The organism is Mycobacterium sp., assembly GCF_049683935.1.
In the GTDB taxonomy this organism is placed as follows: Bacteria; Actinomycetota; Actinomycetes; order Mycobacteriales; family Mycobacteriaceae; genus Mycobacterium.
This window is the reverse complement of record NZ_JBAUJR010000271.1, coordinates 1-11331: the sequence shown is the minus strand read 5'-3', so window position 1 is coordinate 11331 and position 11331 is coordinate 1. Positions and strand designations below refer to the sequence as shown.

General features: G+C 67.6%; 11 protein-coding genes. 7 read left to right on the top strand and 4 right to left on the bottom strand.

Annotation, left to right across the window (positions count from 1 at the left end):
* From mshB to WA965_RS15855, 5 genes are all read left to right on the top strand, one after another.
* Positions 1 to 625: N-acetyl-1-D-myo-inositol-2-amino-2-deoxy-alpha-D-glucopyranoside deacetylase (gene mshB / locus WA965_RS15875; RefSeq protein WP_526447777.1), on the top strand; the 625-nt coding region annotated here is incomplete at its 5' end.
* 153 nt (positions 626 to 778) lie between these two features.
* Positions 779 to 1219 carry a hypothetical protein gene (locus WA965_RS15870; protein ID WP_526296574.1) on the top strand — a complete coding sequence of 147 codons (441 nt, stop codon included), beginning with the start codon at positions 779 to 781 and terminating at the stop codon, positions 1217 to 1219.
* Between the two features lie 147 nt (positions 1220 to 1366).
* Complete coding sequence (locus WA965_RS15865) at positions 1367 to 3946, top strand: bifunctional FO biosynthesis protein CofGH (protein WP_526447775.1); 2580 nt, start codon at positions 1367 to 1369, stop codon at positions 3944 to 3946.
* A 124-nt stretch (positions 3947 to 4070) separates the two neighbouring features.
* A complete protein-coding gene (locus WA965_RS15860) occupies positions 4071 to 4994 on the top strand; it encodes a fumarylacetoacetate hydrolase family protein (protein WP_526296570.1) in 924 nt (307 codons plus the stop codon).
* A complete protein-coding gene (locus WA965_RS15855; RefSeq protein WP_526296568.1) occupies positions 4991 to 5455 on the top strand; it encodes a DUF2231 domain-containing protein in 465 nt (154 codons plus the stop codon). The genes WA965_RS15860 and WA965_RS15855 overlap by 4 nt, the downstream gene beginning before the upstream one ends.
* Positions 5456 to 5500: 45 nt before the next feature.
* Here the strand turns inward: WA965_RS15855 and WA965_RS15850 are convergent, their stop codons facing one another.
* The 3 genes from WA965_RS15850 to WA965_RS15840 form a co-directional block, all read right to left on the bottom strand.
* Positions 5501 to 6046 (bottom strand): YceI family protein, encoded by a 546-nt coding sequence (locus tag WA965_RS15850; RefSeq protein ID WP_526296566.1) that lies wholly within the window; start codon positions 6044 to 6046, stop codon positions 5501 to 5503.
* Positions 6047 to 6600: 554 nt separating this feature from the next.
* Complete coding sequence (locus WA965_RS15845; protein ID WP_526296564.1) at positions 6601 to 8616, bottom strand: FAD-dependent oxidoreductase; 2016 nt, start codon at positions 8614 to 8616, stop codon at positions 6601 to 6603.
* Positions 8613 to 9170 (bottom strand): PadR family transcriptional regulator, encoded by a 558-nt coding sequence (locus WA965_RS15840; protein ID WP_526296562.1) that lies wholly within the window; start codon positions 9168 to 9170, stop codon positions 8613 to 8615. Before WA965_RS15840 ends, WA965_RS15845 begins: the two co-directional genes overlap by 4 nt.
* A 274-nt stretch (positions 9171 to 9444) precedes the next feature.
* On the opposite strand from WA965_RS15840, the gene fdxA reads away from it, so the two are divergent.
* Both fdxA and dapC read left to right on the top strand, forming a co-directional pair.
* The gene (gene fdxA / locus WA965_RS15835) at positions 9445 to 9768 is read left to right on the top strand and encodes a ferredoxin (protein ID WP_526296560.1); all 324 of its coding nucleotides are present in this window, start codon (positions 9445 to 9447) and stop codon (positions 9766 to 9768) included.
* Between the two features lie 24 nt (positions 9769 to 9792).
* Positions 9793 to 10929: a succinyldiaminopimelate transaminase gene (gene dapC, locus WA965_RS15830; protein ID WP_526296578.1), complete on the top strand. Its 1137-nt coding sequence runs from the start codon at positions 9793 to 9795 to the stop codon at positions 10927 to 10929.
* A 35-nt stretch (positions 10930 to 10964) separates the two neighbouring features.
* Here the strand turns inward: dapC and WA965_RS15825 are convergent.
* The coding region (locus WA965_RS15825; protein ID WP_526447773.1) for a PucR family transcriptional regulator at positions 10965 to 11331 on the bottom strand (367 nt) is incomplete at its 5' end.

Sequence of the window (11331 nt, the reverse complement as noted above, 5' to 3'; positions counted from 1 at the left end):
GGGGGTGGACCGCCCGCGGTTCCTCGGCGGGCCCGGGCGCTGGCGCGATTCGGGGATGGCGGGCACCCCCCCTCGGCCGGGGCCGCAACGTTTCGTCGACGGGGATCTCACCGAGCAGGCGGCCACGCTGGCCGTTGCGATCGACGAGTTCCGTCCGCACGTCGTCGTCACCTACGACCCTGACGGCGGATACGGACATCCCGACCACATCCACGTCCACCGGGTGACGACCGCGGCTGTCGAGGCGGCCCGCTGGCAGGTGCCCAAGCTGTACTGGACCGTGACGTCGGCAGCGGCGCTGGCGGCCGGACTGGCCGCGATGACCGACGTGCCCGACGGATGGATCACGGTGTCCGCCGACGACCTGCCTCTCTTCGGCTACTCCGATGACGCGATCGACGCCGCGCTGGACGTGAGTGCACACGCCCCCGCCAGGGTGGCCGCGATGCGCGCCCACGAGACGCAGATCAGCGTGGCACCCGACGAGCGGAGCTTTGCTCTGTCCAACAACCTCGCACTGCCTGTCGACTCGACCGAGTACTACGTGCTGGTTGCCGGTGCTTCCGGGGAGCGCGACGACCGCAACTGGGAGACCGACCTGCTGGCCGGGCTGAACGTGGGTTAACGTCGCGATGACCGGGTAAGCTCCCCGGAGGCGGCCGCACCCGGAGGGTGCGAAACGGCTGAAGCACCCGGAGGGTGCGAAAGGGGTGGAGCACATGGACCCGGACCTGGATCCCAACCTGCAGCACTGGCAGGAACGGCTCGACAGCTTCCAGTGGGTCGTCGGTTCGCTGGTCTCCGTGCTCGACAGCATCCCGACCTGACAGGGTCGCCCGCGCCGGTTTCGGACCGGCTTCGTGTGGTGGTCCTCGTTCTTCTCGGTGTGGATGGGGTGCTCTCAGCCCTGATGGCCGTATTTTTCCTGCCGTTGCGGATCGGTGGGGTTCCGGTTCCCATCAGCGCGGTGCTCAGCGGAGTGGTGAACGCACTCCTGGTCTGGGTGGCGCTGCAGTGGACGGACAGTGCGCGCGTGGCGGCGGTACCGGTGTGGACCTGGCTGCTGACCGTGCTGGTGTTCAGCTTCGGCGGTCCCGGTGACGACATCGTGTTCGGTGGCACCGGAATCATGGAGTTCGCCCCGCTACTGCTCCTGACGCTGGGAGCGCTGCCGGCGGCGTGGTTGCTCACGCGCCGTCCGCCCTCGCCGGGGCGATGACGCCAGACCCGGCCGTTTGTCGGGGCGGACACCGGCGTCCGCATCGGGTGACTACTGTGACTGCTATGTCAGGGGCACGCCGTGCGCACTCGGTTTCAAATAGTGAGACGCGCGGATGATCCGCGAGATCGCCGGGGTTACAGGGAAGTGGCTCTGAATACCCAGCGTGGCGCCGATCTGCCCAACCCGGCCGTACCGCCGAGGTCCAGTACTCCCAGTCCGGCCGCCCTGAGACGGGTGTTGCGCCGGGCCCGTGACGGCGTGGCTCTCAACGTCGACGAAGCCGCGATCGCCCAGACGGCGCGCGGCGACGCCCTCGCCGAGCTGTGCGTCAGCGCCGCGCGGGTGCGTGACGCGGGTCTGGAGGCCGCAGGCCGTCGCGGGGCCACCGGCCGACTGCCGGTGAGTTACTCGCGCAAGGTGTTCATTCCCGTCACCCACCTGTGCCGCGACACCTGCCATTACTGCACGTTCGTGACGGTGCCCGGCAAGCTGCGTGCCGCGGGCAAGGGCATGTACATGGAGCCCGACGAGATTCTCGACGTCGCACGCCGCGGTGCCGAACTCGGTTGCAAAGAGGCGTTGTTCACTCTCGGAGACCGCCCCGAAGACCGGTGGGACGAGGCGCGTCAGTGGTTGGACGAGCGCGGCTACGACTCGACGCTGGATTACGTGCGGGCGATGGCGATCCGGGTGCTCGAGGAGACCGGACTGCTGCCGCACCTGAACCCCGGCGTCATGAGCTGGTCGGAACTGTCGCGGCTCAAGCCGGTTGCGCCGTCGATGGGCATGATGCTGGAGACGACGTCGCGCCGCCTTTTCGAGGTGCGCGGCGAGGCGCACTACGGCAGCCCGGACAAGGACCCTCAGGTGCGATTGCGCACGTTGGACGACGCGGGCCGATTGTCCATCCCGTTCACCACCGGGCTGCTGGTGGGCATCGGCGAGACCGTCACCGAACGTGCCGAGACCATCCACGCCATCCGGCGCTCGCACAAGGAGTTCGGGCACGTCCAAGAGGTGATCGTGCAGAACTTCCGCGCCAAGGACCACACCGCGATGGCCTCGACGCCCGACGCCGACATCGAGGAGTTCCTCGCGACCCTCGCCGTCACCCGCCTGGTGATGGGTCCCAAGATGCGTATCCAGGCCCCGCCGAACCTGGTGTCGCGCGCCGAGTGCCTGGCGTTGCTCGGAGCCGGGGTGGACGACTGGGGCGGGGTGTCACCGTTGACACCCGACCACGTCAACCCCGAGCGTCCGTGGCCCGCTCTGGACGAACTGGCCGCCGTCACCGCGGAAGCGGGTTACGACCTGGTGCAACGGCTCACGGCGCAGCCTGAGTACGTGCAGGCCCGCGCCGGTTGGATCGACCCGCGGGTGCAGGGACATGTGGACGTCCTCGCCGATCCCGAGACCGGGTACGCCCTCGACGTCAACCCTGTCGGTCGTCCCTGGCAGGAGCCCGACGAGGCGACCGAGTCGCTGGGCCGCACCGACCTGCACTCTGCGATCGACGCGCAGGGCCGGCTCACCGAGACCCGCTCCGATCTCGGCAGCGCGTTCGGGGACTGGGAGTCCATCCGGGAGAAGGTGCACGAGCTTGCCGCGCGCGCCCCCGAACGTCTCGGCACCGACGTGCTGGCGGCGCTGCGGTCAGCCGAACGCGACCCCGCCGGATGCAGCGACGACGAGTATCTCGCGCTGGCCACTGCGGAGGGGCCTGCAATGGATGCTGTTGCGGCACTGGCTGACTCACTGCGGCGCGACGTCGTCGGCGACGACGTGACGTTTGTGGTCAACCGGAACATCAACTTCACCAACATCTGCTACACCGGGTGCCGTTTCTGCGCCTTCGCCCAGCGCAAGGGTGATGCCGACGCCTTCTCGCTGTCGACCGGCGAGGTCGCCGAGCGGGCATGGCAGGCGCACGTCGCCGGTGCGACCGAGGTCTGCATGCAGGGTGGCATCGACCCCGAACTGCCGGTCACCGGCTACGCGGACCTGGTCCGTGCGGTCAAGGCCCGGGTGCCGTCGATGCACGTGCACGCGTTCAGCCCGATGGAGATCTCCAACGGAGTCACCAAGAGCGGCTTGAGTATCCGCGAATGGCTGATCTCGCTGCGGGAAGCCGGGTTGGGCTCGATACCGGGCACCGCTGCGGAGATCCTCGACGACGAGGTGCGCTGGATCCTGACGAAGGGCAAGCTGCCCACGTCGGCGTGGATCGACGTGGTCACCACTGCCCACGAGGTCGGTCTGCGGTCGAGTTCGACGATGATGTACGGCCATGTCGACACACCGAAGCACTGGGTGGGACACCTCCGGGTGCTCCGCGGAATCCAGGACCACACAGGCGGTTTCACCGAGTTCGTGCCGTTGCCGTTCGTCCATCAGTCCTCGCCGTTGTACCTGGCGGGCGGGGCCCGGCCGGGACCGACGCACCGGGACAATCGTGCAGTGCACGCGCTGGCGCGAATCATGTTGCACGGCCGGATCTCCAATATCCAGACCAGTTGGGTGAAGCTCGGTATCGAGCGCACCCAGGTGATGCTCAGCGGCGGCGCGAACGACCTCGGCGGCACCCTGATGGAGGAGACCATCTCGAGGATGGCGGGTTCGGAGTTCGGCTCGTACAAGAGCGTCGAGGATCTGGTCGGTATCGCCGCGGGCATCGGCCGTCCCGCGCGGCAGCGCACCACCACCTACACCCCACTGGCCGCCTAGCTTTTGCCCCGCGAGCGCGCGTGTCTGCACGCCGACACGCCGTTGACCGCCCGCACCGTGCGCACGCTCGCGGGCGTCGACCCGGCCCTTTTTGCTCGTCGGCGAGGCTGGTAGGACTGACGGTGTGAAGCTTCGACGGATTGTCACCGACGGTGTCCTGGAACTGCAGGCGCTGGCATCCGACGGTTCGTGGGCGCCTACGCAGGATCGGACAGCACTGGGCGGCGAGGTGTTCGCCCGGGATTGGGAACTCGCGGCGGCTACGCGCCATCTGGACACGGCCGGCCACGTGCTCCCGTTCCAGCCCGCCTCGTTCCGCGATTTCATGCTCTACGAACGACATGCGATCGACGCGGCACGCGGGCTGGTGAAGCGGTTCCACCCTGGGCAGTCACGCGCCACCGCGGCCGTCGAGAAGCTGACGCGCAAACCGTTCCCGCTGTTCAAGCCCAAGGCTCTGTTCTACCGGCAACCCATCTACTACATGTCCAACCATTTGAACTTCGTGCCCAGCGGCAGTCCGGTCGCGATCCCGTCGTACTCCTCGGCGCTGGACTTCGAATTGGAGATCGGCTTTGTGCTCCAGGCCCCGCTGTTCGACGCGAGCCCGCGGGAAGCGCTCGACGCGATCGGCGCGTTCGTCGTGGTCAACGACTTCAGTGCCCGCGATGTCCAACGCAGTGAGATGGCGACCGGCTTCGGGCCGCAGAAAGCCAAGCACTTTTTGTCGTCGATGTCGGTGATCGCGGTGACCGCCGACGAGATCCTGCCGCGCATCACTGATCTCAGCGGATCCGTCGCGATCAACGGGACGACCATCAGCACCGTGTTCAGTAGCGGCATGCAATGGTCACTCGGGGAGGTGCTTGCACACGCGTCCCGCAGCGAAATGCTCTATCCGGGTGAGCTTTTTGCCACCGGAACTCTTCCCGGCGGCAGCGGGATGGAGACCGGCCGGTGGCTGCGGCCGGGGGACCGGCTGACGTTGGCCATCGACCAGATCGGCGAGATCAGCCACCCGATCTCAGGGGCCAAGGAGCCACCATGACCACTTTTGCGGGTCTGCCGGCGCACGCACTACTCGTGCACGCCATCGTCGTCCTCACCCCACTGACCGCACTGCTCGGAATACTCTGTGCGTTCTGGCCTGCGGCGCGACGACGATTTGTGTGGCTGGTGCTGGTCCTGGCCACGGTCAACCTGGTGCTGACGCCGCTGACTGCCGAGGCCGGCGAGTGGCTCTACAACCGCGAGAGCGCACACAGTCCCGTGCTGGAACTGCATGAGGAGCGTGGCGAGACGATGATCTTCTTCTCGGTTGCGCTGCTGGTGATGGCGATCGCGATCGCGGTGGTGCATGTCCGCGCGATTCGGTCTGACAAACCGCAGAAGGCCGCGGCCGTCGTCGTGGCCGTCGTCGCTCTCGTGGTGGGGTCGGCATCGATCGTGCAGGTGGTGCGCATCGGTCACACCGGCACCGAAGCCAAATGGGGCGTGATCACCGAATAGCCGTCGAGTGCAGCCACCGGGGACCGGTGGCTGCACCCGGTGGTATCAGGCTTGCTTGAGCGCCTCGATCTCGAGCGTGATGGTCACCTTGTCGCCGACGACCGAACCGCCGGTCTCCAGCGGCATGTCGATGTTGATGCCGAAGTCCTTGCGATTGAGCACGACCGAGGCTTCGAAGCCGGCGACCTCACCGTGGCCCATGCCCGGGTTTACGCCGTTGAACTCCAGGTTCAAGGTCACGGACCGGGTGATGCCCTTGAGGGTGAAGTCACCGTCGACGGCGTAGCTGTCGCCGTCTTTGCGGACCGCGGTGGAGACGAACGTCGCCAGCGGGTACTTCTCGGCGTCGAAGAAGTCCGCGGACTTGAGATGCGCGTCGCGCTGCTCGTTGCGGGTGTTGATCGAGTCGACCGACACCTCGGCGCGAACCGACGGCGTGCCGTCCTCGGCGATGGTGATCGCGCCGCTGAAGGTCTCGAACTCGCCCCGGACCTTGCTGACGACGAGGTGGCGTACCGAGAAGCCGACCGAGGAGTGCACGGGGTCGATGGCCCAGGTTCCGGTGGACAGTTGGGTGGTGGCGGTGGTCATGGGATCTCTTTTCGTGGACGGGCGTCGGGTCCTCCGACGGAGTACCTTCAACTAAACGGACCATGGTCCGAATTCATTCCCGGGCTAATCTGAGGCGGTGGCCGCCTCGGATTTCGATGAGCGATTCACCCGTCTCGACCCCACGATCTGGACGGCGTCATACCTGCCGGCGTGGAGTTCCCGAACCGCAGCCGCGGCGACGTACGACACCGGACCTGGCGGCCTCGACCTGTCGATTCCACCGTCACAGCCCCTGTGGTGCCCCGACTTGCACGACGGGCCCCTGCGGGTGTCCGCCATCCACAGCGCCAACCGATCGGGCCCCGTCGGCTCCACCGACGCGCCGCAACCGTTCCGCGAGGGGTTGGTGGTGCGCGAGGCGCAACCCACCGTCCTGGGCTTTGTCCCGCACTTCGGCAGTGACGCGGGTGACTCGGGTGACGGGCTGCGCGCTGTCATAGCCCGTGAGCGAGCGGGAAATGCCAGCCGGCGGCGGCGTGTCGCGTGCAGACATGCGCGCTCGCGGAACAACGCGCGCTCGCGGAACGGCGGGGCTACAGCCGGGCGGCCAGCTCCGTGCCCTGACGGATGGCCCGCTTGGCGTCCAGTTCGGCAGCGACCGCGGCACCGCCGATGATGTGCGGGGTGATGCCGCGCGCCAGCAGGCTGTCCTCGAGGTCGCGCACCGGTTCCTGGCCCGCACAGATGACGACGCTGTCGACCTCCAGCAGCCGGGGGTCGGAGTGGTCCGGCCCGAAGCTGATGTGCAGCCCCTCGCTGTCGATGCGCTCGTAGTTGACTCCGGAGAGTTGGTGAACGCCCTTGGCTCGCAACGACGCCCGATGCACCCAGCCCGTCGTCTTGCCCAGTGTGCGGCCCTGCGGCCCCTTGGTGCGTTGCAACAGGTAGACCTCCCGTGCCGCGGGCGCGGGCAGCGGTGTCGTCAACGCACCACGGGCTTCCTGCGGATCGGCCACGCCCCACTCGGCCTTCCACTCCTTGAGGTTCAGGGTGGGGGAGTGATCGGTGGTCAGGAACTCGCTGACATCAAAACCGATGCCGCCCGCGCCCACGACCGCGACGCTCTTGCCGACGGGCGTGCCGGTGATCGCCTCGGCGTAGGACAGTACGATCGGGTGGTCGATGCCGGGGATGTCGGGCATCCGCGGTGCCACGCCGGTCGCCAACACGATGTCGTCGAAGCCGGCCAGCGCGTCGACGTCGGCGCGGGTGCTGAGCCGCACCTCGACACCGTGTTTGTCGAGCATGCGAGTGAAGTAGCGGATGGTCTCGCTGAACTCCTCCTTGCCGGGAATCCTTCGCGCCAAATCGAATTGGCCACCGATCTCGGGTCGGGACTCGAACAGCGTGACACGGTGCCCGCGTTGGGCGGCGGTGACGGCGGTGGCCAGTCCGGCGGGCCCGGCGCCGACGACCGCGACGCGTCTGGAGTTCCGGGTCGGGCCGAGGATCAGCGTCGTCTCGTGGCCGGCGCGTGGGTTGAGCAGGCACGACACGGTTTTGTGGACGAACACGTGGTCCAGGCAGGCCTGATTGCACGCGATGCAGGTGTTGATCTCGTCAGCGGCATCCACGCTCGCCTTGTGCACCCAGTCGGGGTCGGCCAGCAGCGGCCGGGCCATCGAGATCAAGCTGACATCGGTGTCGGCGAGGATCTGCTCGGCGGACTGGGGCATGTTGATCCGGTTGGACGCCATCACCGGGATGTCGACGTACTGCGCGACCGCGTTGCTGATGTCGACGAAGGCGCTGTTGGGCACCGAGGTCACGATGGTCGGGATCCGCGCCTCGTGCCAGCCGATCCCGGTGTTGATGATCGTCGCCCCGGCTTCTTCGACTTCGGTTGCCAGTGCGACGATCTCGTCCCAGCTCTGGCCGTCCTCGACGTAGTCGGCCATCGACAGGCGGTAGCAGATGATGAAGTCGGGGCCGACGGCCTCGCGGGTGCGGCGCACGACCTCCACGGGCATCCGCCTGCGGTTCTCGGGCGAGCCACCCCACGCGTCGGTGCGCCTGTTCGTGCGCGGCGCCAGGAACTGGTTGAGCAGATAGCCTTCGCTGCCCATGATCTCGACGCCGTCGTAACCCGCGTCGCGGGCGAGGACCGCGCTGCGGACGAAGTCGTCGATCGTGCCTGTGACGTCGCGCAGTGCCCGCGGCCGGAAGGGGTTGGTGGGAGCCTTGATCGACGAGGCGCTGACCGAGAACGGGTGGAAGGCATAACGGCCCGCATGCAGTATCTGCAGCAGGATCTTGCCCCCGGCATCGTGCACGCCGCTGGTGATCCGGCGGTGTCTGCGGGCGTCCGAACCCGACACCATCTGCGCTGCGAACGGCAGCAGCCAACCGGTGCGGTTGGGCGCGTAACCGCCGGTGATGATCAGCCCGACGCCGCCCCGGGCACGTTCGGCGAAGTATTCCGCCAACCGATCGGTGTCGCGGGCGCGGTCCTCGAGGCCGGTGTGCATCGAACCCATCACCACCCGATTGCGCAGCGTGGTGAAGCCGAGATCCAACGGTGACAACAGGTTTGGGTATGGCTGGGTCATGCGGGACCTTCCAGGGCCGTTGCCACTTCGTCGAGCCACTCGATCGCGCTCTCTTCGGCGCGGATGCCGCCACGGAGCACCAGGTACTGGTGAAGGTCGGTGCCCCGCACGATGCTCGGATCCGGGAACTGAGTCTTCTCGAATTCCCGGTAGACGTCCAGCAACTCGGCGCGTTCGGAACGCAGCGAGACGACCTGCGCGCGTAGTGCGCCGGTGTCGCCGTGTGCAGCGCCGCGGATCTTCACCGCGAGGTCACGTGTTCGGCTGTCGGCGACCGATCCGCCCCGGCCCACCAGGGGGGCGGCGATCCAGCGGGCCAGTTCGGCGCGGCCGGCCGCCGAAGCGGTGTAGACCTTCTTGTCCGGTCGGCCGTGCTGGGGGACCTCGGTGACGTGCACCCAGCCGTCGTCCTCCATCGTGCGCAGAGTGCGGTAGATCTGCTGATGGGTGGCGGCCCAGAAGTAGCCGATCGAGCGGTCGAAACGGCGGGCCAGGTCATAGCCCGAACTCGACTGCTCGCAGAGCGAGACCAGGATCGCGTGTGGAAGTGCCACCGGCGCACAGTAAGCCGGAAGTCGGCCGTTATGCAACTAGTTGCACTGCACTCAGGCGCATAGGGGTGTGGTACTAGGCGACTTCTCGGTGGGACGTTTAGTATCTGTAACCACGCGCAACCCCTAACTGGGTTTGCGCGCGAGTTAGGGCACACTGAGAAACCCGACCGACATCCAGCAGGGATACTTGCTGAGGCTGGTCGCGGTCGCCAGCTGTGCCGTGCCTGAGACAGCAGCCCACACCGGTTGTTCGAGAGGACTTGAGGAGACCTTCGTGACGTACACGATCGCCGAACCCTGCGTCGACGTGAAAGACAAGGCGTGCATCGAGGAATGCCCTGTCGACTGCATCTACGAGGGTGCACGCATGCTGTACATCCACCCCGACGAGTGCGTCGACTGCGGTGCCTGCGAACCGGTCTGCCCGGTGGAGGCGATCTACTACGAGGACGACGTCCCCGATCAGTGGAACACCTACACGCAGTACAACGCGGACTTCTTCGCCGAGCTCGGATCCCCCGGTGGCGCGTCGAAGGTCGGCCAGACCGACAACGACCCGCAGCCGGTCAAGGACCTGCCTCCGCAGGGTGAGGACTGAGCGACGTCTCGCGTTAACTACCGCCTGCGCGTCTCGTCGTCGCTGCCGGTGTTCCCCTGGGACACCTTGGCCGATGTCACCTCGCTGGCACGGTCACACCCCGACGGTATCGTCGACCTTTCGGTAGGAACGCCGGTGGACCCGGTCGCCCCGGTGATCCGGGACGCCCTCGCTGCCGCCAGCGCCGCTCCGGGTTACCCGACCACCGCAGGCACGGCCGCGCTGCGCGAGGCCGCCGTCAAGGCGCTGGCGCGTCGATACGGCATCACCGGACTGTCCGAGAATGCTGTGCTGCCGGTGATCGGCACCAAGGAACTGATCGCGTGGCTGCCGACACTGATGGGTTTGGGTCCCACCGACACCGTTGTCGTTCCGGAGCTCGCATACCCCACCTATGAGGTGGGCGCTCTGCTGGCGGAGACGATGGTCGAGCGGGCCGACTCGCTTGTCCAGCTCGGCCCTTCGGTGCTGTCTCCGCTTCGCGCAAGCGGCTCATCGACACCCGCGTTGCTCTACCTGAACTCGCCGAGCAATCCGACCGGCAAGGTTCTGGGTGTCGATCACCTGCGCAAGGTCGTGCAATGGGCTCGCGAACGCGGCGTGCTGGTCGCCTCCGACGAGTGCTATCTCGGGCTCGGCTGGGACGCGGCGCCGGTGTCGGTGCTTCATCCCGACGTCTGCGACGGCGACCACACCGGGTTACTGGCCGTGCATTCGCTGTCGAAGACCTCGTCGTTGGCCGGATACCGCGCGGGGTTCGTCGCCGGCGATGCGGCAGTCGTCGCCGAACTGCTGGCGGTGCGCAAACACGCCGGCATGATGGTGCCGACGCCGGTGCAGTCCGCGATGGTCGCCGCGCTGGACGACGACGCCCATGAAGCGCAGCAGCGCGACCGCTACGCACGGAGGCGCGAAGCCCTGCTTCCGGCGCTACGGTCTGCCGGTTTCACCGTCGATCACTCCGAGGCCGGGCTCTATCTGTGGGCGACGCGCGACGAGCCGTGCCGCGACACCGTCGCCTGGCTGGCTGGGCGCGGGATCCTCGTTGCTCCCGGGGAGTTCTACGGGCCGCGGGGGGCCCGCCATGTGCGGGTGGCGTTGACCGCCACCGACGAACGCATCGGTGCGGCTGTGCAACGCCTGGCGGATCCGGCGCGCTGAAGCACCCTCGCGGTCGCTGCGCGCGCCCGATCCGCTCAGGCGAGCTCGTTGGCGCGCAGTCCCAGAGCGAGCACCAGGCGCTCGTCGGGGTCGGCCAACGACGTCGACAGCAGCTTCTCGATCCGACGGATGCGGTAGCGCACGGTATTGGGGTGCACGTGAAGCGCTCCAGCGATGGTGGCCACGTCACCGAACCCGTCGAGGTAGGCCCGCAACGTCGTTGCCAGCATGGGCTCGTGCTCACACAGCTCACGCACCCGTGGATCCACCAACCGGGGTTCGGCCGCGACGTGGGAGACGATCTCGTCGAGCAGCACCGTGGTGCGGGCCTCGTCCAGGGAGGTGACCTGGCCGATCGCAGAGGGGTGCCGGGCCGCGCTGTCGAACACCCGGTCGACCTCC